Origin of the sequence: Flavobacterium luteolum (assembly GCF_027111275.1) — a bacterium.
GTDB classification, from domain to species: domain Bacteria; phylum Bacteroidota; class Bacteroidia; order Flavobacteriales; family Flavobacteriaceae; genus Flavobacterium; species Flavobacterium luteolum.
In genome coordinates, this window is record NZ_CP114286.1 from 1,444,142 (window position 1) to 1,470,547 (window position 26,406).

Genomic DNA, 26,406 nt, shown 5'->3' on the forward strand with positions numbered 1-26,406 from the left:
TTAATTCTTTTTAAAAGGTAATCCTAATTCAGCCAATAATGACTTTGCTTCCTTGTCTGTTTTTGCAGTAGTAACAAAAGTAATATCCATTCCTGAAATTTTGTTTACTTTGTCAATATCAATTTCTGGGAAAATGATTTGCTCTAAAACTCCAAGATTATAGTTACCTCTTCCGTCGAAACCTGTAGCTTTAATACCACTGAAATCTCTAACACGTGGCAAAGCAGAAGTAATAAGTCTATCTAAAAACTCATACATTCTTTCTCCACGTAAAGTAACTTTTGCTCCAATAGGCATTCCTTTTCTCAATTTAAAAGACGCAACGTCTTTCTTAGAGATTGTAGAAACTGCTTTTTGTCCAGTGATCTTTGTTAACTCATCAACAGCATAGTCAATAAGTTTTTTATCAGATACAGCTGCACCAACTCCACGGCTCAAAACGATTTTTTCAAGTTTAGGAACTTGCATTACGTTTGTATATCCGAACTCTTCTTTAAGAGCAGAGATTACTCTACTCTTATATTCTTCTTTTAGTCTAGGTGTATATGCCATTACTATAGTACTTGATTAGATTTTTTTGAAAATCTTACTTTCTTATCTCCTTCTACTCTAATACCTACTCTAGTTGTTTCCTTAGTTTTAGGATCAATTAGAGCAATGTTAGAAATTTGAATAGAAGCCTCTTTCTTAACGATACCACCTTGAGGGTTTTTAGCACTTGGTTTAGTGTGTTTTGAAACCAAGTTCACACCTTCAACTATCGCTTTGTTTTTTTCACGGTAAACACGTAAAACTTTACCTTCAGCACCTTTATGGTCTCCAGCAATAACTCTTACGATATCTCCTGATTTTATTTTTAGCTTTATCATCTTAAAAACGAATTAAAGCACTTCTGGTGCTAATGATACAATTTTCATGAATTGTTTTTCACGAAGTTCTCTTGCTACCGGACCAAAAACACGAGTTCCTCTCATTTCACCTGCAGCATTCAAAAGAACACATGCATTGTCATCGAAACGGATATAAGAACCATCAGCTCTTCTCACTTCTTTTTTAGTACGTACAACAACTGCAGTTGAAACAGCTCCTTTTTTAACGTTTCCGTTTGGAGTTGCATCTTTGATAGAAACTACAATTTTGTCACCAACAGAGGCATATCTTCTTTTAGTACCTCCTAAAACACGAATAGTTAAAACTTCTTTAGCTCCCGTGTTATCTGCTACTTTTAGTCTTGATTCTTGTTGTACCATAATTATTTAGCTCTTTCTAAGATTTCAACTAATCTCCAACATTTTGTTTTACTTAAAGGACGCGTTTCGCTAATTCTTACAGTATCTCCAATGTTACAGTCGTTTGTTTCGTCGTGTGCAACATATTTCTTAGTTTTCAACACGAACTTACCGTATAATGGGTGTTTTACTTTTCTTACTTCAGAAATAACGATAGATTTATCCATCTTATTTGAAGTAACAACACCTATTCTTTCTTTTCTTAAATTTCTTTTTTCTTCCATCTTTCAGCAGAATACAATTATTGTAACTCTCTTTTAGTTAACTCTGTAGCTAATCTTGCAACTGTTCTTCTAACGCTTCTAATTTGAAGTGGGTTAGCAATTGGAGAGATTGCGTGAGCCATTTTTAGGTCAGCATATACTTTCTTAGTTTGACTAAGCTTTTCTTGCAACTCCGCTGCAGAAAGATCTTTTATTTCTGATTGTTTCATAATAAATATAAATTATGCTTCGAAATCTCTAGCAACGACGAACTTAGTTTTTACTGGAAGTTTTTGAGCTGCAAGACGTAAAGCCTCTTTTGCAACTGACAATGGAACTCCTCCAACTTCAAACATAATTCTTCCTGGTTTAACAACAGCAGCCCAATACTCAACTGCTCCTTTACCTTTACCCATACGTACTTCAAGAGGCTTCTTAGTAATAGGTTTGTCTGGGAAAATTTTAATCCATAATTGTCCCTCTCTTTTCATGTAACGAGTTGCAGCGATACGTGCAGCTTCAATTTGACGAGAAGTTAAGAACATTCCATCTTCATGTACAGATTTAATACCAAACATTCCATTTGAAAGCTCATGCCCTCTTTGAGAGTTACCTTTCATTCTACCTTTTTGTACCTTACGGTATTTTGTTCTTTTAGGCTGTAACATTTTTCTTTAGTTTAAAAATTTACTTTCTTTTACGAGCGTCTGGTTTTCCACCTTTGTTAAAGTTAGATTTGCCTCTAGGAGCATCTCCACCTTTTCCACCACCTGTACCAGATTGTTTTTTATCCATTCCAGCAAGTGGAGAAAGTTCTCTCTTACCGTAAACTTCACCTTTCATGATCCATACTTTAATTCCCATTCTACCGTAAGTAGTATGAGCTTCAGCAAGAGCATAATCAATGTCAGCTCTGAAAGTTGATAGAGGAATTCTACCTTCTTTGAAACCTTCCGAACGCGCCATCTCAGCACCATTCAAACGACCAGAAATCAAAACTTTGATACCCTCAGCGTTCATACGCATAGAAGCAGCAATAGCCATTTTGATTGCACGTCTGTAAGAAATACGGCTTTCGATTTGACGAGCGATGCTTGTCGCCACAAGATAAGCATCTAACTCAGGTCTTTTAATTTCAAAGATGTTAATTTGAACCTCTTTGTCAGTAACTTTCTTAAGTTCTTCTTTTAACTTGTCTACCTCTTGTCCGCCTTTTCCGATAATAATACCAGGTCTAGCAGTAGTGATAGTAACGGTTACAAGTTTCAAAGTTCTCTCGATGATTACTTTTGATACACTAGCTTTTGATAAACGAGCATGGATATACTTTCTGATTTTGTGATCTTCGGCTAATTTATCACCGTAATCATTTCCACCATACCAGTTTGAGTCCCATCCTCTGATGATACCAAGTCTATTTCCAATTGGATTTGTCTTTTGTCCCATGCTGCTTAAGAATTGCTTTGTGTGTTATTGATAGCTCCAAGCACGATTGTAACGTGATTAGAACGTTTTCTTATTCTGTGTGCACGACCTTGTGGAGCTGGACGAAGTCTTTTTAACATCATTCCACCATCTACTCTGATCTCTTTAACAAATAATCCAGCCTCTTCTAAATTACCTTCACTATTTTTTTGCTCCCAGTTATTGATTGCAGACAATAATAGTTTTTCTAATTTTCTTGAAGCTTCTTTAGAACTGAATCTTAAAATGTTAAGTGCTCTTTCTACCTTCTGACCTCTTACCAAGTCCGCTACTAAGCGCATTTTTCTAGGTGAAGTAGGGCAGTTATTCAATTTTGCGAAAGCAATAGACTTATTAGCCTCTTTTCTCGCATCTGCTGTTTCTCTTTTACGAACTCCCATTGCTTCTTATTTTTTACCTTTATTTTTTGCTCCAGCATGACCTCTAAAAGATCTAGTTGGTGAAAACTCTCCTAATTTGTGACCTACCATGTTTTCTGTTACGTAAACTGGTACAAATTGACGACCGTTATGAACTGCGATAGTTTGTCCAACGAAATCTGGAGTAATCATTGAAGCTCTAGACCAAGTCTTAACAACTGCATTTTTACCACTTTCTACGTTTTCTTGAACTTTCTTGTCTAATTTATAATGAACGAAAGGTCCTTTTTTTAATGAACGTGCCATATCTTATTATTTCTTTCTACGTTCTACGATATACTTGTTACTCGGGTTTTTCTTAGAACGAGTTCTGTAACCTTTAGCTGGCAATCCGTTTCTTGAACGTGGGTGCCCTCCAGAAGAACGTCCTTCACCACCTCCCATAGGGTGATCAACTGGGTTCATCGCTACTGGTCTAGTTCTAGGTCTTCTTCCTAACCATCTTGTTCTACCTGCTTTTCCAGATACAACTAATTGATGATCAGAGTTAGAAACAGCTCCAATTGTAGCCGAACAAGTTAACAAGATCAATCTTGTCTCACCAGATGGCATTTTAATTGTTGCATATTTCCCGTCTCTTGCCATTAACTGAGCAAAAGTTCCAGCTGAACGAGCAATAACAGCTCCTTGTCCTGGACGTAACTCAATACAAGATATAACAGTTCCAAGAGGAATTCTGCTTAAAGGTAATGTATTACCAATCTCTGGTTGAGATTCTGGTCCAGAAACTAATTTCTGACCAACTTTCAATCCGTTTTGAGCGATAATATAAGTTTTCTCTCCATCAGCGTAAGCTAATAAAGCGATAAATGCAGTACGATTTGGATCATACTCGATTGATTTCACTGTAGCTGGAATTCCATCTTTAGTTCTTTTGAAATCAATGATACGATATCTCTGCTTGTGACCACCACCCGTATAACGCATGGTCATCTTTCCTTGACTATTTCTACCTCCTGAGTTTTTTATCGGCGCTATCAAAGAGCGTTCCGGCTTATCAGTTGTAATAGCGTCATAACCATTCACAACTCTAAATCGCTGACCCGGGGTAATAGGTTTTAATTTTCTTACTGACATTTTTCTATCTTAGATATTGTTGTAAAAATCAATTGTTTCTCCTTCTTGTACTTGAACAATTGCTTTTTTATATGCATTTGTCTTTCCACTGATTAAACCACTTTTAGTGTATTTAGTAGATCTATTTGGTCTCACATTCATTGTGTTAACAGAAACGATAGTTACTCCATAAGCAGCCTCAACAGCTTTCTTAATCTCAACTTTGTTTGCTTTTTTATTAACAACGAATCCGAAGCGGTTTAGAACTTCACTTTCTTTGGTTACTTTTTCCGTTACTATAGGTCTAATAATGATGCTCATATTCCTATTATTTACTTAAATTTTCTTCAATTAACTCTAAAGAACCTTCCAAAAGCACTAAATTATTAGCGTTTAATATTGCGTAAGTGCTTAATTCTGAGCTAGTTACGACATTTGAAGCCTTTAAATTGCGTGACGACAAATATACGTTTTTATTCGACTCACCCAACACAAATAGAGATTTTTTATTTTCTAACCCTAAAGCTTTCAAAACGTTAATGAAATTTTTAGTGTTTGGCGCTTCAAAATTAAAGTCTTCTAAAACCACAATATTTGACTCTTTTGCTTTGATTGAGAAAGCTGATTTTCTAGCTAATCTCTTCAAGCCCTTATTCAATTTGAATGAATAACTTCTTGGTCTTGGTCCGAAAACTGTTCCACCACCTTTAAACAAAGGATTCTTAACACTTCCTGCACGAGCAGTACCAGTTCCTTTTTGTTTTTTAATCTTACGCGTACTTCCAGTTACTTCAGCTCTTTCTTTAGCTTTGTGAGTACCTTGTCTTTGATTAGCAAGATATTGCTTAACATCAAGATATACAGCGTGATTGTTTGGTTCAATTGCGAATACTGAATCAGAAAGTTGAACTTTTCTTCCAGTATCTTTTCCGTTGAAATCTAATACTTTTACTTCCATTACTTCTGAATGATTACATAAGAGTTTTTGTGTCCAGGAACACATCCTTTAACAACAAGTAGATTCTTATCAGCAACTACTTTTAAAACTCTAAGGTTTTGAACTTTTACATTTTCTCCTCCCATTCTTCCAGCCATACGCATTCCTTTGAATACTCTAGATGGATAAGAAGAAGCTCCTACAGAACCAGGCGCTCTTAAACGGTTGTGCTGACCATGAGTAGCTTGTCCAACACCACCAAAACCGTGACGTTTAACAACACCTTGGAAACCTTTACCTTTAGATACACCTTGTACATCTACAAATTCTCCTTCTTCAAAAATAGTAACATCAATAAGATCTCCTAATTTTTGTTCAGTTGCAAAATCTTGGAATTCAACGACTTTTTTCTTAGCAACAGTTCCAGCTTTTTTAAAGTGACCTAAAGCCGCTTTAGTAGAATGTTTCTCGTTTTTGTCATCGAAACCAAGTTGCAACGCTTCATACCCGTCAACCTCGTTGGTTCTGACTTGGGTAACAACGCATGGTCCAGCTTCGATTACTGTACAAGGAATGTTTTTCCCGTTTTCATCGAAGATACTAGTCATGCCGATTTTCTTACCAATTAACCCAGACATAAATATTAATTATTAATTACTAAAATTCCCTTCAATTTGAAAATAACAGAAATTTCCAAACAGGGAGTGCAAAAGTAGATATTAAAATTGAATAAACCAAACAGTTAGAAAAATTAAATCGCTCATTATCAAAATCCAAGCCTCAAAATACCAACAAAAGAAACTTTTTTACCACAAAAACCCAAGCTCTTATTCATCACATAAAAAGGCTTTTTACTTAACAATTAAATAATACAATCGCGACACAAAACACACGCACTACCTTTAAATAAAGGCTTTTACAAAAACATCCAAGATTACAAAAAAATAAAAAAATCACAAAACACACATCTCAAAATCATATTTCATAAATAAAAAAAGCGAGGCATTACTGCCTCGCTTTTTATATAAAAAAAATATAATAAAATTATACTTTAATCTCAACTTCAACTCCACTTGGCAATTCAAGTTTCATTAAAGCGTCAATAGTTTTAGATGAAGACGAATAAATATCAATCAATCTCTTGTATGACATTACTTCAAATTGCTCTCTCGCTTTTTTGTTAACGTGCGGAGAACGCAATACAGTGAAAAGTTTTTTGTGAGTTGGCAACGGAATTGGACCTGTTACAACTGCTCCAGTAGTTTTTACTGTTTTTACGATCTTTTCAGCAGATTTATCTACCAACATGTGATCGTAAGATTTTAGTTTTATTCTGATTTTTTGACTCATTTTCTTAAAATTAAGCGTTACCTTTTGCTTTTTTGATTACCTCTTCTGAAATATTAGAAGGTGTTTCTGCATAGTGAGAGAACTCCATTGTCGAAGTAGCTCTACCAGAAGATAATGTTCTTAATGTAGTTACATAACCAAACATTTCTGATAAAGGCACATCAGCTTTAATAGTTTTTGCACCATTTCTGTCACCCATGTCATTAACTTGACCTCTACGACGGTTCAAGTCACCTACGATATCACCCATGTTTTCTTCAGGAGTAATAACTTCGATTTTCATGATTGGCTCAAGAATAACAGCTCCAGCAGCACGTCCTGACTCTTTATAACCCATTCTAGCAGCTAATTCAAAAGAAAGAGCATCAGAATCCACAGGGTGGAAAGATCCGTCCAATAAAGTTACTTTTAAACTATCAACAGCATATCCAGCTAATGGACCTGTTTTCATCGCTTCACGGAAACCTTTTTCAACAGCAGGAATATACTCTTTAGGTACGTTACCACCTTTTACCTCATTTACGAACTGTAATCCAACTGGAACTTTACCATCAACTTCATCAGCAGGCTCGATTCTAAATACGATATCACCGAATTTACCACGACCTCCAGATTGTTTTTTGTAAGTTTCTCTATGTTGAGCAGATTTAGTAAACGCCTCTTTGTACTCTACTTGTGGCTCACCTTGGTTAACCTCTACTTTAAACTCACGTTTCATACGATCAACTAAGATATCTAAGTGAAGCTCACCCATACCAGAAATAATAGTTTGACCTGAAGCCTCGTCAGTTCTTACAGTAAATGTTGGATCCTCTTCAGCTAATTTAGCCAAAGCCATACCCATTTTATCAACGTCAGCTTTAGTTTTAGGTTCAATAGCAATACCAATTACCGGCTCTGGGAACTTCATAGATTCCAAGATAATTGGACTCTTTTCATCACACAAAGTATCTCCAGTTTTGATATCTTTAAATCCTACAGCAGCTCCAATATCTCCAGCCTCAATAAATTCGATTGGATTTTGTTTGTTAGCGTGCATTTGGTAAATACGAGAAATTCTCTCTTTGTTACCAGAACGAGTATTTAAAACATAAGAACCAGCATCTAAACGTCCAGAGTAAGCACGGAAGAAAGCTAAACGACCTACGAATGGGTCAGTAGCAATTTTAAATGCTAAAGCAGCAAACGGCTCTTTTACATCTGGGCGACGTAAGATTTTAGTTTGATCTTCTTCTAACAATTCAGCATCGTCAGGGTGAATTCCTTCAATACCTTCTTTATCTAATGGAGATGGTAAATACTTACAAACAGCATCTAACATAAATTGAACTCCTTTGTTTTTGAAGGAAGAACCAGCAAGCATAGGAATGATTGCCATATCGATAGTTGCAGCTCTTAACGCATTGTTGATTTCTTCCTCTGTAATAGAGTTTTCATCTTCCATGTATTTATCTAAAAGATTTTCATCATAAGTAGCAATCTCTTCGATAAGGATAGAACGGTAGTGCTTTACATCATCAACCATATCAGCTGGGATATCAACGATATCAAAAGTAGCTCCTTGAGTTTCATCATGCCATACAATAGCTTGATTTTTCACTAAATCAACAATACCTTTAAAATCTGCTTCATCACCAATAGGCAAAGTAATTGCAACCGCATTCGATTTCAACATATCTTTAACCTGTCCACATACAGCTAAAAAGTTAGCACCTTGACGGTCCATTTTATTTACGAATCCCATACGAGGAACTCTATATTGATCAGCAAGTCTCCAGTTAGTTTCTGATTGAGGCTCAACACCATCAACAGCACTAAATAAGAAAACTAAACCATCAAGTACACGTAAAGAACGGTTTACCTCTACAGTAAAGTCAACGTGTCCAGGAGTATCAATAATATTAAAGTGGTATGGTAATGATTCTGGAATAACTTTACCCTGCACAGTTGGAAAGTTCCAAGTACAAGTTGTAGCAGCAGAAGTAATTGTAATACCTCTTTCTTGCTCTTGAGCCATCCAGTCCATTGTTGCAGCACCATCGTGCACCTCACCAATTTTGTGTGACTTTCCAGTATAAAAAAGAATACGCTCAGTTGTTGTTGTTTTACCAGCATCAATGTGAGCAGCGATTCCGATATTTCTTGTATATTTTAAATCTCTAGCCATTTCTTACGAATTAAAATCTAAAGTGAGAGAATGCTTTATTAGCTTCTGCCATTTTGTGAGTATCCATTCTTTTCTTAACCGCAGCACCTTCTTCTTTAGCAGCAGCTAAACACTCAGAAGCTAAACGTTGTGCCATAGATTTTTCATTTCTTCTTCTAGAATAAAGTATTAACCACTTCATTGCCATAGAAATTTTTCTGTCTGGACGAATCTGCATTGGAATTTGGAATGTAGCTCCACCAACTCTACGGCTACGTACTTCTACGTGAGGCATAACGTTTGTTAAAGCATCTTTCCAGATCTCTAATGAAGTTTTCTCATCATTTTGCTTTTTAGTTTCAATGATATCAATTGCATCATAAAATACTTTAAAAGCTGTAGATTTCTTACCATCCCACATTAAGTTGTTCACAAAACGTGTAACTAATTGGTCATTAAACCTTGGATCCGGTAAAAGTGGTCTTTTCTTTGCCGCTCTTTTTCTCATGTCTTTTTCTTAAAAGTTTTTAAATTACTTTTTTGCTTCTTTTGGGCGTTTAGCACCGTACTTAGATCTTCTTTGCGTTCTTCCTGCAACACCTGACGTATCAAGAGCTCCACGAACGATATGATATCTAACACCTGGTAAATCTTTTACCCTTCCACCTCGCACTAATACTATCGAGTGCTCTTGTAGATTATGTCCTTCTCCTGGGATGTAAGCATTCACCTCATTACCATTTGTCAAACGTACACGCGCAACTTTACGCATTGCAGAGTTTGGTTTTTTTGGTGTAGTAGTGTAAACACGCGTACAAACCCCTCTTCTTTGAGGACAAGAATCTAAAGCAACCGATTTACTCTTCTTAGTGATCTGAGTTCTTCCTGTTCTTACTAATTGTTGAATTGTTGGCATAATTAATACTAAAAATTATTATGTTTATTAAATTCCCGCTTTTTACGGGGTTGCAAATGTATAAAATATTTTTCACTATACAAACGTTAAACCATTAATTTTCAATAAGATTATTTAGCCTTATGATTTTACAAACAAACAATAGATATTTGCAATATTTTTAATAAATGAAACAGCTGCCCTTGAAACACTTAATACAAATATTTCTTTTTCTATTTTTAAGCATTTCTGGTTATGCCCAAAATTTTTACCTAAAAATAAATGGAACCAACAATACCGAAAGTAAAATCATCGATTCATTAAACTACAACCACCTACATCCAAATCTAAAGTCACTACTAAACGAAACAACAAACACTACCGAAAAGCTTTCTAAAATTGGATACATCAACAGCAAAATACTAAAAACCGACAAAATAAACGACAGCTCCTATACAGCCATTATATCATTAAATAAAAAAATAAAATACATACATATATATATAGGAACAAACAATCCTCTTTTCAAAACTGAAAAAACAAAAAATGACAGCCTAATAATTCCTTACAGCGAAGTGGAAAACTACTTAAATCAAAAAATATTAGAGGCTGAAAAATCTGGTTTTGCACTGAGTAAAATTAAACTCGAAAATATTCAGAAAAAAGACACCATCGTTTATGCCGATTTAAGCTTTAAAACCGAAAAAAAACGCAGTATAAATTCAATTATTCTAAATTACGGAAATCAAAATGAGAGGAACTTTTTTCCAGATAGCCATCTAAAACAACTTCGTAAAAAATATTTAAACAAAACCTTTAATCAAGAAATTACAAAAGAACTTTATCAAGACATCAACAATTATGAATTTGCAAATCAGTTAAAATATCCAGAAATTTTATTCACAAACGACTCAACTAAAATCTATGTTTATATAGAAAAAAGGAAAGCCAATACTTTTGATGGCTACATAGGTTTTTCAAATGATGACAGTAAAAAAATACGACTTAATGGATATTTAGATATTTCATTAATAAATACACTTCATGCAGGCGAACAATTTTCTCTATATTGGAAAAGTGACGGCAACAAACAAACAACCTTTAATACAAAACTTGAAATTCCTTATATTTTCAAAACCGCACTAGGAATAAAAGCTCAGCTAAATATTTTCAAACAGGATAGCACATTTCAAAACACAAAAACAGCAATCGATCTCGGCTATTATTTAAATTACAATTCTAAAATATATGTTGGATACCAATCAACAGAATCAAGTGACATCCAAAACATCAACAGTGCCACACTTAGCGATTTCAAAAACTCCTACATTACAGCAACTCTAGAATATAAAAAAAATAATTACTCCAACTATCTATTCCCAAGAAAATCGTATGCAAATCTATTATTTGGTTATGGAAAAAGAAGCACAAACAACTCTCCCGAAACCACAGAAACAACTAATCAATTTTACGCTAACCTAAATCTGTCTTATACTTTCGAATTAAATAAAAAAAACTTTGTTTTCATCAACCCTCAAATTCTATATCTAAAAAGCGACAATTATATAACAAATGAACTTTTTAGATTTGGAGGATTAAATTCAATTCGAGGTTTTTCGGAAAATAGCTTGCAAGGAAATATTGCAAATTTATTTATTACCGAATACAGACACCTGCTTTCTCCAAATTTATACATACACACCATTCTTGATTACGGAATTTATCAAGATCAAACTACAATAAAAAATAGCACAAAATTCAATAATTTAATCAGTGCCGGAATAGGCTTAGGCCTACTAACAAAAAGCGGATTATTAAAAGTAATAATAGCAAATGGAAGCACAAATGACTCAGAAATAAAATTTCACAACAGCATCCTTACTATCTCCTATAATGTTAAATTTTAGTCTAGCACAAAAAAAATAACAAAATGTTAGGATTTTTTCAGTTTATTAAAAAATAAAAGTAGCTACAAAATACCTACACCGTTTTTTTTCTTAGAAATCAGTTAACCGTAATTTTACATTAAACCCACTTATCAGAGTCCTAAACCAAAAAAAGACATTAGAAATAAGACATATTTCTAATATTTTCATAGGATAAAAAAATTTGCTAAATTTCAAAAAGCAATACTACAAAACAAATAGTTTACACACTTATTAACGTTGACTATTAAAGATTCACGACTATTTTAACAAAATTTAGCACTTCGACTGACTGTTTTTTTTAAGATAAAAGTTATAAAAAAAACAATTAATCACCCTTCATCTATAAATTTAACATTTCGTCGTTTGACAAAATTTTTAATTATCCTCAAATTTAACACTAAAAATTGCGGATTTGTAATTTTAAGAAGGTTTTAATCTATAAAAAGATAAAATCGCACCCTAAATTTATTATTTAACTAAAAAAAAAGCTTTTTAAATTAGGTAGATTAACAAATTATTAAGATTTTTGTCGGACTAATTCAAAATATTTAAAAATGAAACTAAAGTTCAATGGATTCTTAGTGCTTTTATTAGTACTAGTTGCGCAACTTTCTTTTGCGCAAGAAAGAGCTGTTTCGGGAACAGTTTCTGACAATGCAGGAATACCTTTACCAGGTGTTAGTGTATTAGTTAAAGGAACTAAAACGGGAACGCAAACAGACTTTGATGGTAAATTCTCGATCAAAGCTTCTTCAAGCCAAGTATTGGTATTTAGCTACATCGGAATGAAAACTCAAGAAGTAGCTGCTACATCTGCAAATGTTAACGTAAAACTAGCAGACGCTGGTGCGCAAGAACTAGAAGGTGTTGTTGTAACTGCCTTTGGTATCAAAAGAGAGAAAAAATCTCTTGGTTACGCAACAACAACTTTAAAAGCGGACGCACTTACACAAGTAGTTAATACTAACCCATTTGAAACTCTTTCTGGTAAAATCGCAGGGGTTGACATTACTGCACCTTCTCAACCAGGGGCTTCAACTAAAGTTGTTATCCGTGGTTTAAACAGTATCACAAACAGTAATGGTCCACTTTATGTTGTTGATGGAACACCGATTAACAATACCCCAACTGGTACTAGTAATAACGGAGTTGCTACATCAACAAGATCGTATGATACTGGTAACGGAATCAGTGACATTGACCCAAATAACATCGAGAGCATGACTGTTCTTAAAGGAGCGGCTGCATCAGCATTATATGGTTCAAGAGCTGGTGGTGGTGTAATCATCATTACTACTAAAAAAGGTAAAGCTAACTCTGGAATTAAAGTTGATTTATTAGCTTCAACAGAATTCAGCGAAGTAGCAAGAGTTCCGCATTTACAAAATCAATTTGGTGAGGGTTGGAATGGACTAGGATTCTCAGGATCTAATTCTTACAGTAACGAAAATGGTTCATGGGGACCTGCTTTCAATGGAGAGGTTAGACCATGGGGAACAGTTTACAACAATACTCAACAAATCAAACCTTATGTTGGTTTAAAAAATAACGTAAGAGATTTTTACAACACAGGTACACTAGCTACACAATCTGCAACTCTAAGCGGTGGTGGAGACAATTCTGATTTCTCTTTAGTTTTTTCAAATGTAAACAGTGATGGTGTTGTACCAACTGATGCAGATTTATACAAAAAACAATCATTAGGATTTAATGGTGGATTAAAAGGTAAAAAATTCACATTAAGAACTTCTCTTAATTATGTTTACAAAGACCAAAGTGTAGTTAACACAGGTCAAGGTGATGATGCAGGACAAGGTTCAACTTTGCAACAGGATTTATTACAAATTCCTAGAGACGTTAGTATTGTAGATTTAAAAGATTACAAAAACAATATCTTCAACACTCCAGATTACTATTTTACTCCATACGCTGCAAATCCATATTTTTCAATTAATGAGAACAGCACAAAAGTATACGGACACAACCTTTTTGGAAACGTTAATTTAAGCTACAAAATAACTGACAAAATTACAGCTTCATGGCAAATTGGTGGTAACGTTAGAACAGAAAGACTTAAGAGCTACGGTGCAATTGTAAATTATGCTGCAGGTACTCCTCAGGCAATTGCTGGTGCTAATCCAGTAGTAGGAGGTGTAACAGAATCAAGATCAGAATTCAGTGAGTTTGATACTTTCTTCAATATTAATTATAACACAAACTTAAGTGAAGATTGGACATTAAATCTTTTAGGAGGTTTTAACTACAACAAAAGAGAGTCTGATATATTAAAAAACACTGTAACAAATTTAGGTCTTCCAGGATTTTATGAGCTTTCAAACTCAGCTTTAAGACCAGTAATTGATCAATCAAACAGCCTTAGAAAAACAGGAGCTGTTTACGCATCTGCTGAGTTTGCATTTAAAAACAGATATTTTGCAACGGCTACAGCTAGACAAGATATTACATCAACATTACCAATAGGAAATAACTCATATTTCTATCCATCTTTATCATTAGGCGCTATTGCAATTGATAACGGAAACACTTTCCTTAAATTAAGAGCAGCTGCTTCAAAAATTGCAAATGATACAAGGGTATACACAACAGAAGACTCATATATTTCTGGTTCTGCTAACGCGAACTTTGGTATAATTGCATCTCCAATTGGAGGAGTAAGTTTCTTCGAAGCATCAGGAAGACTTGGTAATCCAGAGCTAAAACCTGAAAGTACAGTAGAATATGAAGTTGGAGCTGAAGGATCTTTCTTCAAAAACAGAATTAGCTATGATATCGCATTGTATCACAAAACGACTTCTGACCTTATTGTAGACCTACCATTAGACCCATCAACAGGTTATACTATCAAAGCTATCAACGCTGGAGATGTTGTGAACAAAGGTATTGAGCTTTCTCTTTCAGGTAGTCCAATTAAAAATCAGGACTTTACATGGAACGTAACTTACACATTTACTAAAAACTTAAACGAAGTAACGCAATTAAACACAGGTGGAAATTATATTGATTTACTTCCTGCTTATGGTGTAACTATGAGAGCAACTAAAGGTGATCCAATTGGTAGTTTCTATTCACAAGTTCCAAAAACAAATGCTGCAGGTCAATATATTGTAAATGCATCTACTGGAATGTATGAAGTGAGTGATGATATCCAAAAAGTTGGAAACGCGCAACGTGATTTTGTTATGGGATTACAAAACTCTTTCAAATACAAAAACTTTAATTTATCATTCTCATTAGACTGGAAACAAGGAGGAGAATTCTACTCTTACACTAAAAGACTTTCTCATTTCGTAGGTAATGGTATTGAAACTACATTTAATGATAGAAATGCATTTATTGTTCCTAATTCTGTTAATGAGCACGTAGATGCAACAACTGGAGCTGTTACATATACAGAAAACACAACACCTCTTACATTTAGTACTTACACAAACTTCTACAACACAGGAAACAACCCTGGTATTGAAAGAACACATGTAATTGACAAAACTTTTGTAAGATTAAGAGAAATTGCTTTAAATTATGACTTCCCTTCTACACTTACTAAAAACATGGGATTAAACAAAATCACAGTTGGTATTTACGGAAGAAACCTTTTCATGTGGACTCCTGGAGAAAATCCATATGTTGACCCTGAAGTAGGAACTTACGGAACTGGAGTACTCTCTGAGTTTGGAGAATTTGGAGCTAACCCATCACAAAGATCAGTAGGTGGAGTTTTAAAATTATCATTCTAAAAATATAATTCATAGAAAATGAAAAAAATAGCAACAATAATAACAGCACTTTTCTTATTAGTGTCATGTGATGAAACATTTGACATTAATAGAGACCCGGATGCTTTGCCTCCTGGACAAGCTAATAGCACTATTTTGCCTGCAGGTATTGCTGGTCTTGCTGGTGCACAAGGATCATACTATGCTCTAATTGGAGGGTTTTGGTCTCAATTCTGGACACAAAACACTACTTCAAATCAATACAAAAACATTGACCAGTACAGCCTTGGAACAAATGATTTCCAAACTGCATGGACTGCAATGTATGATGCCCTTAACGATATTAGAACTGTAAAAAAACAAGCTGAAGCTGAAGGAAACTGGAACTATTACTTAATTGCTACTGTTCTTGAAGTTGAAGCTTCGCAAATTTTAACAGACTGGTATGATGCAATTCCATATACTGAAGCAAATAATCCAACTTTCTTGCAACCTAAATTCAATACAGGTAAAGAAACTTACGCTTTAATGATTGCTGATTTAAAATTAGCTTTATCTAAAGATCTAAGCTCTTCTGTTGGAGCTGCGCCAGGAAAAGATGATTTTATCTTTAATGGTACAATGTCTAATTGGACAAAATTTGGTAACTCTTTACTATTAAAATTACATCTTAGATTAACACAAGTAGATCCTACATTGGCTCAATCAGGTATTAAAACTTTAATTGATTCTGGTGCACAATTCTTAGATGTTGATGCTGCAATGACTCAATTTGAAGATGCTGCTGACAGAAGTAATCCATTGTATGAAACTGACAGAAGACAGTTAAATACAACATTAAATCTTAGAGCTAGTAAAACTTTATATCTTTATTTACAAACAAATGGAGATCCTCGTTTGAATAAGTATTACGGAGCAGGAGTACCTAATAATCAAGGTGATTTCGAAAATGGAGCTACTGGACTTTCATTAGTAACGTTATATGCAAAAACTCCTTTATATTTCATGAGTGCAGAAGAAAGTTACTTCTTGCAAGCAGAAGCTCTTGTTAGATATTACGGAGGTGCGGGAGCTAAAGAAAAATACGATTTAGGGGTTGCTGCAAACTTCAAGAAATACGACAACACTACTTCTGTTGCTCCAATTACTGGTCCAGTTGGAAGCCCTGCTGCTTTCTTAGCTGCGGGAGGAAAATATGAATTCCCAGCTACAGGAACTACTGCTCAAATTGAAGCAATTATCACTCAAAAATGGATTGCTAGTTTCCCTGGAAACGGTTACGAATCTTTCTTCGAACAAAACAGAACTGGTTTCCCAAAAGAATCAGCTGTTCCTCAGACAGATGAAGATTACATCCCAGGACAATTTGCAATATCTGTTGAGAATGTTACAAGTGATGTTTTCCCTAGAAGACTTGTTTTACCAAATACTGTAAAAACACGTAATCCAAATGCTCCGGCTTTAGCAAAAATAACTGCGCCAGTTTGGTGGGATGTTAACTAAAAAAAAATAAACAATGAAAAAAATATATATATCCCTAATGATAGTCTCAGGACTATTGTTTACTTCATGCGAAACAGATTCTACTGACAATGTTTCAAGAGTAACAGCTTATGCTAACCTGACTATGCATGGAGACGCTCTTGTTGTTCTTACTCAAGGAGATACATACACAGAAGCTGGAGTAGAAGCTGAAGCTGACGGAAAAGCTCTTGAAGTGAAAATCGATGGTGCAGTAGATACTAGTAAACCAACTGTTTACAAAATTAAATACTCTGCTACAAATAGTGATGGTTTCCCTGCTTCCTTAACTCGTACAATAGTAGTTTTGAGTAACAAACCAACTACAATTGATTTGACTGGTACTTTCTTTAGAAATAGTAACCCTAACGTGGTAACTAAACTAGACGGATACGCGGGAAGAAAATATATCTGCGATAATGCAACAGGTTACAATGTTGCTACAGATAATTTAACTATGGAATTCTACAATATAGATGACAAACAGGTTTATGCTCCTTACAATCCAAGTGCTTCTGAATCGGGAATATCTGCAGAAAGCAACATAGGAACTATTACTGACAAAAACAACTGGAAATGGGTTATCTATGCTTCAGCAGTATTTGGAACAGCAGACAGAATATTTAAACGATAATAAAAACACATTACAATGAAAAAATTAAAACTAAATATAACACGTGTACTTGTAGCAATGCTTGTACTTACGTCATTTGTAGCTTGTGATGAAGTTGGAGATACAGATCCAGGAGGAACATCTGTAGAATCTATGTCAGGTGACTGGTTCATAACACTTACAGATAGTGATGGAAAATTGGTTGTAGCTAACGCAATACATGAAACTTATAATACTGCAGCTAATGACAATACAATGTGGATTGATGATGTAAAACACGGATATTGGATTAAATGTAAAGTAACTGTTGATGTTAAGGCAGGTACTTTCACAGCTACTTCTGCAGACAACCTATTAGATGGATCTAAAGTTACTATTACAAATGGAAAAATTGAAAAGGGAGCTGCAACATCAAAAGGTGGACATAAAGTAGACAAAATCTCATTCAGAGCTCATTTTGATTATGACCCAGCTGGATATGATATTCTTTATGAAGGTCACAAAAGAACTGGTTTCTACGAAGACGAATACTAGAATTTTTATTCAAGTAGTCTAAATATTAAACCACTCCATTAATTTGGGGTGGTTTTTTTATATAAACATATTACCTATATTTGTCTCATGGAAAAAGAACATCAAATATTTGGCATTAGAGCCATCATAGAAGCAATTCAGGCAGGAAAAGAAGTAGACAAAGTTTTCATACAGAAAGAAATTTCTAGTGAGCTTATGAAAGATCTAATGAAGGTAATGAAACGTGCAAACGTTAACTTTTCTTATGTGCCTGTAGAAAAACTAAACCGTCTTACTCCAAATAATCATCAAGGTGCTGTAGCTACCATCTCTCCTATTGGCTTTATAGATTTAGAACATCTAGTTGAATCTACGATGGAGTCAGGCAAAAGCCCACTTTTTCTTATCTTGGATCAGATATCAGACGCTAGAAATTTTGGCGCTATTATTAGAACTGCAGAATGTACTGGTGTAAACGGAATCATTGTACAAAAAGCAGGCTCTGCCCCAGTAAATGGCGATACAGTTAAAACTTCTGCTGGAGCAGTTTTTAATGTGCCTATTTGCAAAGTTGAACACATCAAAGATGCTATCTTTTATCTACAAGGTTCTGGAATAAAAACGGTTGCTGCGACCGAAAAAACAGATCAAAACATATACGATGTATCACTTTCAGAGCCATTAGCCATTATTATGGGATCTGAAGATCGCGGAATAAATCCTTCTGTTTTAAAAATAGTTGACGAAAAGGCAAAACTTCCAATGTTTGGATCAATCGGGTCATTAAACGTGTCTGTTGCCTGTGGTGCTTTTCTATATGAAGCTGTTCGACAAAGAACCTAAAAAACACATTGAGATTAAGATTAGAATGAATAATTAAATACCTTTAATTAATGCTTTCAAAATCTAATTCAAATTTAAAAATCATAGTCCTCCGATGTCTGTTTGTAATTTTACTAATTACAAACAGCTACGGACAAAATACTACATATAATCAGTTTTGGAATGAAATTCAGTTTAACCAAACTTTAAGTAAAAAATGGGCTACTGAAATAGACTTTGCGGCTGCTTTCAGTAGTACCGACTCATCACCAAACATATTCGAAAATACCATACAAAGATCCATTAGAGGCTGGGGACATTATTATTTTTCTCCAAGATGGAAATTTTCTGCTTTTATAGCATATTTCAACAATAGAGATGTTCCTGAAATAGGTCAATTTGAGTCTCCCGAGACACGATTTGCTCTTCAAGGAATTTACTATTTTCATAAAACTGGATATACTTTAAGTACAAGAATGCGTACTGAATTCCGTCATATGAAAAATAAAGATGATGATTACGAAAATGTTTTTAGATATCGTCAACAAGTTAAGTATATACAGCCTATTAACAGTAAATTCTTAAGAAGCGGAGTTGTATATGCGATTGCATCAGACGAAGTTTATTTTAAGTCTGGAGCCAATGTTACAGGAGAAAGTTTCTTTGACCGAAATCGTTTCAATATTGGAGCAGGCTATTTGTTTTCAGATGACTTTCAAGTAGAATTAACTTATTGCAACGAATATCTTCCACGAAACAACGGAAATCAAACAACTAATGCGGCATCGCTTACAATAAGTTTCAATAATCTTTTTCGAAATCTTAAAAAGAAAATTGATGCTAAAAAAAATCCTCCAGTAAAAGACGAAGATTAAAGTTAGTTTTCCTCTTTCTTCAAAAAACATTTAAGCTGTTCGACAATAGCATTTTTATGAAGTTTAAAATTATAGCTTCTAACAAATTCAGTACCCTGCATATTGATTTCTGCACTAACAGCTTCGTAATTAGAAAATGCATCAAGATCTTTATCATCAATCAAATAAAGAACTTGCATTATAGAATCGTTGCGTCGATATTGTGTATCGTAATGTGCTAAAGCGTAGGTTTTGTTATCGGCAAGATGCATTACTAAATCTTCCTTTATCTTTTTCCCAACTTTCTTTTCGGGAAATGGCGTAGGCTGTAATGCAACAAAATAATGCTCTTTGTCAGTGACGATATTAATTTTTAACGATTTTGATTTCGTAGTATAAAATACGGTAGGCTCAAAAAAGTATATCATACTGCCGTCCGCCTGTACCCTATTTTTTATTTCACATTGAGCAATACTTTTTGCATTAAATACAAAACACAAGAACAAAACTAAAAAACTGATTTTTCTCATAATGCCCAATAATTAAAATGTTACCTAACAAATTTAATCTTTTTATCTTAAAGAAAATTATTGAGTGACATCTTCTTCAGGAGCTTCTTTTTTGGTCACAATATAATTTACTGGATGACTAGACAAAAAATATCCTAAATCGTCTTCTTCTTCCTCATTCGCAAAAACAACAAAATTTCCATTCGCATCAAAATGCTTCATAAAAGGATCGCTGTCGGGATCAAAATCGGGACGTTGCCAATCGTAAACAATTGGCTTTGCATATTCCGGAGCTTTATAGAATAAACTTAAAACAAATCCAGTAATAAGGCCCGCCAAATGCCCTTCCCAAGAAATAGACTGATCAACATCTGGAAAAACATACCATATCATTCCGCCATAAAGTAAAATAACTGTCAAGGAAAGAGCAACCAATCTATAATATTTAGTTTGAATTCCTTTAAAAAAAATAAAGCTCACCAAAACATAAATCAACCCGCTTGCTCCAATATGAAAATTCTCTCGTCCGACAATCCAGGTAATTAATCCAGAAAATAAAATTCCATATCCAATGACACCCAAAGTCTGTTTCGGATAAAAGAACTGCATAGCAGCCAATAGTATTAAAAGTGGAATACTATTATTATATAAATGATCTAAATTTTCATGAATAAATGGACTAAACAATACACCTCGTAGACCAATTAAGTCTCTTGGATAAATTCCGTACCGATAAAAATCAAAATCAAATCGGATTTGAAGCCAATACACAACCCATAAAAAAAGGACAAAAAATAATGGGAGTCCAATAACCGAATTTGAAAACTTAAAGTTAGTATCGCTCATATCTTTACAAAATAACTTTTAGAAGAACTCAAAAAACTATCCAAAAATATTTTACTGATATTTTGTCATACCAAGTTAAGAAAATGTCTCAAATCATAACAATCCTTATCTCTTCAAACTGTTTTAACTTTTGAATGAACGATATTTAAATCTTAAAATATTAATTTTGTAATTATGGAAGCACCTTTAGCAGAGCGTATTCGTCCGCAGAAATTAGAAGATTATATAAGCCAAGAGCATTTGGTTGGGCCAACTGGTTCTTTAACACAGCAAATCTCAAAAGGAATAATTCCTTCATTGATTTTCTGGGGACCTCCTGGCACAGGAAAAACAACATTAGCCCAAATTATTGCTCAAGAATCAAAAAGACCTTTTTACATTCTAAGTGCAATAAATTCTGGTGTAAAAGACATTCGTGATGTTATTGATAAAGCCAAACAAAGCGGTGGACTTTTTACTGCTAAAAATCCAATTCTGTTTATTGATGAGATTCATCGATTTAGTAAGTCGCAGCAAGATTCACTTTTGGCTGCTGTCGAAAAAGGTTGGATAACATTGGTTGGCGCTACAACCGAAAACCCAAGTTTTGAAGTGATTCCTGCATTATTGTCACGTTGCCAGGTCTATGTACTAAATGCATTTACAAAAGCCGATTTAGAAGCACTTTTAGAGCGCGCAATGAAAACCGACGCCTATTTACTAACAAAAAAAATAAATTTAAAAGAAACAGAAGCTTTAATACGTATTTCAGGCGGTGACGGTAGAAAACTTCTAAATGTATTTGAACTTGTTATTAACGCTTCTGCAGGTGACGAAATTACAATTACCAACGATCGCGTTTTAGAACTTGTACAGCAAAACACTGTTCTGTATGACAAAACTGGCGAACAACATTACGATATTGTTTCTGCATTTATCAAATCTATTCGTGGCAGCGATCCCAACGGAGCTGTTTATTGGTTGGCAAGAATGATTGAAGGCGGTGAAGATGTAAAATTCATTGCTAGAAGAATGCTGATTCTTGCAAGCGAAGACATTGGCAATGCCAATCCAACTGCACTTATAATGGCCAATAATACTTTTCAAGCCGTTACCACTATCGGATATCCGGAAAGTCGCATCATATTAAGCCAATGCGCAATCTATCTAGCGACTTCACCAAAAAGCAATGCGTCTTATATGGCAATCGGAACTGCACAGCAATTAGTAAAACAAACTGGCGATTTGCCTGTTCCGCTCCATTTGCGAAATGCTCCTACCAAATTAATGAAAGAACTAGGATATGGAGATGAATACAAATACTCGCATGATTATGCAAATAATTTTGCTGAACAAGAGTTTTTGCCAGATGCCATAAAAAAAACGGTTCTTTACAATCCTGGAAACAATTCTAGAGAGAACAGTACCCGCGAATTTTTAAAGAACCGTTGGAAAGATAAATACGGTTATTAAACCCTATTTTATATTTAAAATTTAACTACAATTTTTTCTGAAACTAATTTATCATTCTGATAAGATTCAAAATACCATTGTCCGTCTTCTTTTAAGATTAAAGAGCCCTGAACATTATCTTTGCTCGCAATGTAAACATTTGGTTGTGAAGTTTTGAAAAGCTTCATTACCACTTTTGGAGTTTTATCGATCAACTGATAACCTGATTCTGTTGGCTGAGCGTACAATAAATTTGGATCTTTCAAATCTGGCGAAGATGCAGTAGCTACTTGAGTTGCTGCCACAGTTGTAACTGCAGTTGCTGCTACAGCAGTTCTCGCAGGAGCTGGTGTTTTTGAAGTTACAACTGGATTACCACTATATTTATAATGTAAAGCAATGACTGACTTAAAAGCATTATCTAATGCTTCTTTGTAAGCTACTTCATAATCCTTCTCTTTACTTCTTCCTACTTCTGAAGTATAAACAACCTGACCAAAACAATCTTTGAAGTTTACTATAAGCTTAGTTACCAAGAAAGCACTATCTTTTATAACATCAATATACAAAACCTGACAACGATCTGTATAACCGTCAGGAAGCTGCTCGTTTGAATAAAAAGCTTCAAAACCCGCTTTAGTCAAATTTTGTTTACTCAAAGTTGCCAAACGATATTGATTATCAGTCTTCATAAACTCATATTTCAAAGGAATAATTACAGCTTTGTAATCATTAATAGTCTGCGCAAATCCAACAACTGAACATAAAATTGCAGCAAGTAAAAATTTAATTCTCATCATTATAAATATTTTTTTAGTTCTAATAAATGGTTAATTTGTTTATAATTTCCAGAAACGGCCTTTTTTTTCTCATTAAAGAAAATAGCATCTAGACCAGCATTCAAAGCTCCGTTTACATCTGCTTCAAAATCGTCGCCAATCATAATACTGTTTTCTTTTGAAGTTTTTGCCAAATTTAATGCATAATCAAATATAATACTATTTGGCTTTTTTACACCTGCTAATTCCGAATTTGTAATCGTACTAAAATACCCTCCAAGCGAAGCATTATTAATTTTCTTTTCCTGTACTTGAGCAAATCCGTTGGTGATGATATGAAGCTTATATTTTGGCTTTAAATACTCCAAAACTTCAATTGCCCCGTCAAAAAGATAATTGTTATCTGTCAAGAACTCGATATAATCATTAGCTATTTCCAAAATATTTTCTTCGGAAATAACATAATTCAAAGCATCGAAAGAAAACTTCAAACGATTAAAGCGTAATTCCTGATGTGTAATTTTATCATTCTGATACAATCTCCAGCATTCTTGATTAATCGGAATATATTCTTTAATAAAATCTTGAGTAACGATTTCTTGGTGTTTACTTTTAAAAATACGATCGAAAGCCATTTCTGAGTTTTTATCAAAATCCCAAAGCGTATGATCTAAATCAAAAAAAATGTCGGTAATATTGGTGTTCATGTATTAAAAAATTCCTTCATCTACAAAACTATAATATTTTAATTCAGTTATAATAACATGGTCCAAAACTTTAACATCTAACTTATTTCCTGCTTCACGAATCTTTCTAGTAATTTGTTTATCGGCATCACTAGGAATCAGACTTCCAGAAGGATGGTTATGGCACAAAATCAAGGCCGTAGCATATTTCTCAAACGCCAATTTAAAAATCAATCTAACATCGACAGTTGTACCACCAATTCCTCCTTTACTCAATTGACACTTAGAAATTACACTATTAGAATTATTAAGAAAAAGCACCCAAAATTCTTCATGAGATAAATCTCCTATTACAGGCTGCATTAAATCAAAAACCTTTTTACTTGAAGTGATTTTTAGCATTTCATTAGCTTGCTCTGATTTTCTGCGCGCACACAATTCAAGTGCAGCAACTATAGAAACAGCTTTTGCCTCTCCTATTCCTTTAAATTTCATTAATTGAGCAATAGATAATTTTGCCAGTGAGTTTAGTCCTCCAACATTAGCTAGAATACGTTGGCTTAACGCAACCGCAGATTCGTTACGGCTTCCCGAGCCAATTAGAATAGCTAATAATTCGGCGTCACTTAAAGTATCTTTTCCTTTGAGGATTAATTTTTCACGAGGTTTGTCATCATCTGACCAATTTTTTATAGCAAAATGCCCACCTTCCATACTTATAATTTTAAGATGCGAAGATATTCAAAAAAAAGAAGAAAAATCCTTCAAAATAATATATTGATTGTTTACAATAATTCAAAAAAAAAGCCGGCTGCATAAACAGTCGGCAAATTATCTCATTGACTAATTTTCTAATTAATCAAACCTTTTACCTCATCAAAATTTAAACCTCCGTAGTTTCCTGAACTCATTAATAAAAGTGCAGAATTATCTAAATTCAAATTGAATAAATATTCTTTAAATTCAGCTGGATTGGTATAAATGATTAAATCTTTTCTATTGAACGCAGTCGCTATTTGCTCATAAGTCACTTCTTCCAATTGCTTAATTTTTACCGCATCTGGCGAATAGAAAACAACTGCAACATCAGCATATTCTAAGGCACCTTCGTACTCTTTTAAAAACTCAGCATTTAGACTACTATAAGTATGCAACTCTAAACAAGCAACCAAAGTTCTGTTCGGATATTGCTCTTTTACAGCTTTTGTTGTTGCAGCTACTTTACTTGGTGAATGTGCGAAATCTTTATAAGCGACTTTTCCTTTTCCTTCAGCGATTTTTTCTAAACGTTTAGATGCTCCTTTAAAGCTAGCAATTGCCTCGTAGAAATCTTCTTCATCAACACCCATATTTTGGCAGATCCATTTCGCACCTGCAAGATTATTTAAGTTATGTGCTCCAAAAACTTCAATCGGCATATCGCCTTCAGGAGTTTTTAATAAAGTTACTCCATCACTAACCGAATATTCTGGTGTTGAATAAGCTATTTTTCTAATCGGATTAGTTGCCGCTTCAGAAACACGTTTTACCTCTGGATCATTTTCGTTATAAACTAAAATTCCGCCATTTGTAATTTTTTCAATGAAAATCTCAAACTGCTCGACATAGTTTTCATACGTTGGAAAAACATTAATATGATCCCAAGCAATTCCAGAAATCAAAGCAATATTTGGCTGGTATAAATGAAATTTAGGACGTCTGTCAATTGGTGAAGATAAATATTCATCGCCTTCCAAAACCATAAAATCATTTTCTTCAGTTAAATGAACCATAGTATCGAAACCTTCTAATTGCGCACCAACCATATAATCAACAGCAATATTATGATAATGCATTACATGAAGAATCATCGAAGTAATTGTTGTTTTCCCGTGAGAACCACCAATTACAACACGCGTTTTATTTTTAGATTGCTCGTATAAAAATTCAGGATAAGAGTAGATTTTTAGACCTAATTCTTGCGCTTTTAGCAACTCCGGATTATCTGCTTTGGCATGCATTCCTAAAATAATCGCATCAATATCTGAAGTGATTTTTTCTGGAAACCAACCCATTTCTGCAGGAAGAATTCCTTTTTTCTCTAATCTTGATTTTGAAGGTTCAAAAATAGCATCGTCACTTCCTGTAACTTGATATCCTTTATTATGTAATGCTAATGCCAGATTGTGCATAGCGCTTCCGCCAATTGCGATGAAATGTGTTTTCATTTAAAATGTTTAATCGTTAAACTGTTTCATCGGTTAATCGAAATAGCAAATAACTAATAAAACGCTGTAATTATTCTTCAAAAATAAGGAAATATTTTAGAATGCCTCCTTTGCTTTTGGAGATAAATTAATGCAGAAAATTAAAAAAACCGACAGGTTTCAAAAACTTGTCGGGTTTATTTT

The 26,406-nt window shown here is 34.2% G+C and carries 31 protein-coding genes; 8 read left to right on the forward strand and 23 right to left on the reverse strand.

Features of this window, described 5'->3' with window-relative positions:
- From rplE to rpsL, 17 genes are all read right to left on the reverse strand, one after another.
- On the reverse strand, positions 1-552 hold the full coding sequence (gene rplE / locus OZP10_RS06100) for a 50S ribosomal protein L5 (RefSeq protein WP_017495015.1): 552 nt from the start codon (positions 550-552) through the stop codon (positions 1-3).
- Positions 553-554: 2 nt separating this feature from the next.
- Positions 555-869, reverse strand: a complete 315-nt coding sequence (gene rplX / locus OZP10_RS06105) for a 50S ribosomal protein L24 (RefSeq protein WP_008464300.1) — start codon at positions 867-869, stop codon at positions 555-557.
- Between the two features lie 12 nt (positions 870-881).
- Positions 882-1,250: a 50S ribosomal protein L14 gene (gene rplN, locus OZP10_RS06110; RefSeq protein ID WP_007803649.1), complete on the reverse strand. Its 369-nt coding sequence runs from the start codon at positions 1,248-1,250 to the stop codon at positions 882-884.
- A 2-nt stretch (positions 1,251-1,252) separates the two neighbouring features.
- Positions 1,253-1,513 carry a 30S ribosomal protein S17 gene (gene rpsQ, locus OZP10_RS06115; RefSeq protein WP_012022485.1) on the reverse strand — a complete coding sequence of 87 codons (261 nt, stop codon included), beginning with the start codon at positions 1,511-1,513 and terminating at the stop codon, positions 1,253-1,255.
- A 17-nt stretch (positions 1,514-1,530) separates the two neighbouring features.
- Complete coding sequence (gene rpmC / locus OZP10_RS06120) at positions 1,531-1,722, reverse strand: 50S ribosomal protein L29 (protein WP_008464297.1); 192 nt, start codon at positions 1,720-1,722, stop codon at positions 1,531-1,533.
- A gap of 12 nt (positions 1,723-1,734) precedes the next feature.
- Positions 1,735-2,160 carry a 50S ribosomal protein L16 gene (gene rplP, locus OZP10_RS06125; protein ID WP_008464295.1) on the reverse strand — a complete coding sequence of 142 codons (426 nt, stop codon included), beginning with the start codon at positions 2,158-2,160 and terminating at the stop codon, positions 1,735-1,737.
- 19 nt (positions 2,161-2,179) lie between these two features.
- On the reverse strand, positions 2,180-2,938 hold the full coding sequence (gene rpsC, locus OZP10_RS06130; RefSeq protein WP_008464292.1) for a 30S ribosomal protein S3: 759 nt from the start codon (positions 2,936-2,938) through the stop codon (positions 2,180-2,182).
- A gap of 5 nt (positions 2,939-2,943) precedes the next feature.
- Positions 2,944-3,357, reverse strand: a complete 414-nt coding sequence (gene rplV, locus OZP10_RS06135) for a 50S ribosomal protein L22 (RefSeq protein WP_007803631.1) — start codon at positions 3,355-3,357, stop codon at positions 2,944-2,946.
- Between the two features lie 6 nt (positions 3,358-3,363).
- On the reverse strand, positions 3,364-3,642 hold the full coding sequence (gene rpsS / locus OZP10_RS06140) for a 30S ribosomal protein S19 (protein ID WP_008464288.1): 279 nt from the start codon (positions 3,640-3,642) through the stop codon (positions 3,364-3,366).
- Positions 3,643-3,648: 6 nt separating this feature from the next.
- Positions 3,649-4,473: a 50S ribosomal protein L2 gene (rplB, locus tag OZP10_RS06145; protein ID WP_008464287.1), complete on the reverse strand. Its 825-nt coding sequence runs from the start codon at positions 4,471-4,473 to the stop codon at positions 3,649-3,651.
- A 9-nt stretch (positions 4,474-4,482) separates the two neighbouring features.
- A complete protein-coding gene (rplW, locus tag OZP10_RS06150) occupies positions 4,483-4,773 on the reverse strand; it encodes a 50S ribosomal protein L23 (RefSeq protein WP_281633928.1) in 291 nt (96 codons plus the stop codon).
- Positions 4,774-4,780: 7 nt separating this feature from the next.
- Positions 4,781-5,410 (reverse strand): 50S ribosomal protein L4, encoded by a 630-nt coding sequence (gene rplD / locus OZP10_RS06155; RefSeq protein ID WP_111379744.1) that lies wholly within the window; start codon positions 5,408-5,410, stop codon positions 4,781-4,783.
- Positions 5,410-6,027, reverse strand: coding sequence for a 50S ribosomal protein L3 (gene rplC, locus OZP10_RS06160; RefSeq protein WP_111379743.1), 618 nt, complete (start codon positions 6,025-6,027; stop codon positions 5,410-5,412). Before rplC ends, rplD begins: the two co-directional genes overlap by 1 nt.
- A gap of 406 nt (positions 6,028-6,433) precedes the next feature.
- A complete protein-coding gene (rpsJ, locus tag OZP10_RS06165) occupies positions 6,434-6,739 on the reverse strand; it encodes a 30S ribosomal protein S10 (protein ID WP_007803605.1) in 306 nt (101 codons plus the stop codon).
- Between the two features lie 10 nt (positions 6,740-6,749).
- Positions 6,750-8,906 (reverse strand): elongation factor G, encoded by a 2,157-nt coding sequence (gene fusA / locus OZP10_RS06170; protein ID WP_111364460.1) that lies wholly within the window; start codon positions 8,904-8,906, stop codon positions 6,750-6,752.
- 10 nt (positions 8,907-8,916) lie between these two features.
- Positions 8,917-9,393: a 30S ribosomal protein S7 gene (gene rpsG, locus OZP10_RS06175; RefSeq protein WP_026727879.1), complete on the reverse strand. Its 477-nt coding sequence runs from the start codon at positions 9,391-9,393 to the stop codon at positions 8,917-8,919.
- 24 nt (positions 9,394-9,417) lie between these two features.
- Positions 9,418-9,801 carry a 30S ribosomal protein S12 gene (gene rpsL, locus OZP10_RS06180; protein WP_007136570.1) on the reverse strand — a complete coding sequence of 128 codons (384 nt, stop codon included), beginning with the start codon at positions 9,799-9,801 and terminating at the stop codon, positions 9,418-9,420.
- Positions 9,802-9,968: 167 nt separating this feature from the next.
- On the opposite strand from rpsL, the gene OZP10_RS06185 reads away from it, so the two are divergent.
- From OZP10_RS06185 to OZP10_RS06215, 7 genes are all read left to right on the forward strand, one after another.
- The gene (locus OZP10_RS06185; protein WP_281633929.1) at positions 9,969-11,687 is read left to right on the forward strand and encodes a BamA/TamA family outer membrane protein; all 1,719 of its coding nucleotides are present in this window, start codon (positions 9,969-9,971) and stop codon (positions 11,685-11,687) included.
- 575 nt (positions 11,688-12,262) lie between these two features.
- Complete coding sequence (locus OZP10_RS06190; RefSeq protein ID WP_281633930.1) at positions 12,263-15,463, forward strand: SusC/RagA family TonB-linked outer membrane protein; 3,201 nt, start codon at positions 12,263-12,265, stop codon at positions 15,461-15,463.
- 18 nt (positions 15,464-15,481) lie between these two features.
- Positions 15,482-16,945 carry a SusD/RagB family nutrient-binding outer membrane lipoprotein gene (locus OZP10_RS06195; RefSeq protein ID WP_281633931.1) on the forward strand — a complete coding sequence of 488 codons (1,464 nt, stop codon included), beginning with the start codon at positions 15,482-15,484 and terminating at the stop codon, positions 16,943-16,945.
- Between the two features lie 13 nt (positions 16,946-16,958).
- Positions 16,959-17,597, forward strand: coding sequence for a DUF5011 domain-containing protein (locus OZP10_RS06200; protein ID WP_281633932.1), 639 nt, complete (start codon positions 16,959-16,961; stop codon positions 17,595-17,597).
- Positions 17,598-17,612: 15 nt separating this feature from the next.
- Positions 17,613-18,110: a lipid-binding protein gene (locus OZP10_RS06205; RefSeq protein WP_281633933.1), complete on the forward strand. Its 498-nt coding sequence runs from the start codon at positions 17,613-17,615 to the stop codon at positions 18,108-18,110.
- An 87-nt stretch (positions 18,111-18,197) separates the two neighbouring features.
- Positions 18,198-18,932 (forward strand): 23S rRNA (guanosine(2251)-2'-O)-methyltransferase RlmB, encoded by a 735-nt coding sequence (gene rlmB / locus OZP10_RS06210; protein WP_281633934.1) that lies wholly within the window; start codon positions 18,198-18,200, stop codon positions 18,930-18,932.
- 50 nt (positions 18,933-18,982) lie between these two features.
- Positions 18,983-19,786 carry a DUF2490 domain-containing protein gene (locus OZP10_RS06215; RefSeq protein WP_281633935.1) on the forward strand — a complete coding sequence of 268 codons (804 nt, stop codon included), beginning with the start codon at positions 18,983-18,985 and terminating at the stop codon, positions 19,784-19,786.
- A gap of 2 nt (positions 19,787-19,788) precedes the next feature.
- Here the strand turns inward: OZP10_RS06215 and OZP10_RS06220 are convergent, their stop codons facing one another.
- The gene (locus OZP10_RS06220; RefSeq protein ID WP_281633936.1) at positions 19,789-20,295 is read right to left on the reverse strand and encodes a hypothetical protein; all 507 of its coding nucleotides are present in this window, start codon (positions 20,293-20,295) and stop codon (positions 19,789-19,791) included.
- Positions 20,296-20,352: 57 nt separating this feature from the next.
- Positions 20,353-21,120 (reverse strand): rhomboid family intramembrane serine protease, encoded by a 768-nt coding sequence (locus OZP10_RS06225; protein ID WP_281633937.1) that lies wholly within the window; start codon positions 21,118-21,120, stop codon positions 20,353-20,355.
- A gap of 174 nt (positions 21,121-21,294) precedes the next feature.
- Here OZP10_RS06225 and OZP10_RS06230 point away from each other — a divergent pair, with 174 nt between their 5' ends.
- Positions 21,295-22,572 carry a replication-associated recombination protein A gene (locus OZP10_RS06230; protein WP_281633938.1) on the forward strand — a complete coding sequence of 426 codons (1,278 nt, stop codon included), beginning with the start codon at positions 21,295-21,297 and terminating at the stop codon, positions 22,570-22,572.
- Positions 22,573-22,586: 14 nt separating this feature from the next.
- Here the strand turns inward: OZP10_RS06230 and OZP10_RS06235 are convergent, their stop codons facing one another.
- From OZP10_RS06235 to OZP10_RS06250, 4 genes are all read right to left on the reverse strand, one after another.
- The gene (locus OZP10_RS06235; RefSeq protein ID WP_349293756.1) at positions 22,587-23,351 is read right to left on the reverse strand and encodes a hypothetical protein; all 765 of its coding nucleotides are present in this window, start codon (positions 23,349-23,351) and stop codon (positions 22,587-22,589) included.
- Positions 23,351-24,037 carry a YjjG family noncanonical pyrimidine nucleotidase gene (locus tag OZP10_RS06240; protein WP_281633939.1) on the reverse strand — a complete coding sequence of 229 codons (687 nt, stop codon included), beginning with the start codon at positions 24,035-24,037 and terminating at the stop codon, positions 23,351-23,353. Before OZP10_RS06240 ends, OZP10_RS06235 begins: the two co-directional genes overlap by 1 nt.
- 3 nt (positions 24,038-24,040) lie before the next feature.
- Positions 24,041-24,730 carry a RadC family protein gene (gene radC, locus OZP10_RS06245; protein ID WP_281633940.1) on the reverse strand — a complete coding sequence of 230 codons (690 nt, stop codon included), beginning with the start codon at positions 24,728-24,730 and terminating at the stop codon, positions 24,041-24,043.
- 137 nt (positions 24,731-24,867) lie between these two features.
- A complete protein-coding gene (locus OZP10_RS06250) occupies positions 24,868-26,223 on the reverse strand; it encodes a UDP-N-acetylmuramate--L-alanine ligase (protein ID WP_177212010.1) in 1,356 nt (451 codons plus the stop codon).
- Between the last annotated feature and the right edge of the window lie 183 nt (positions 26,224-26,406).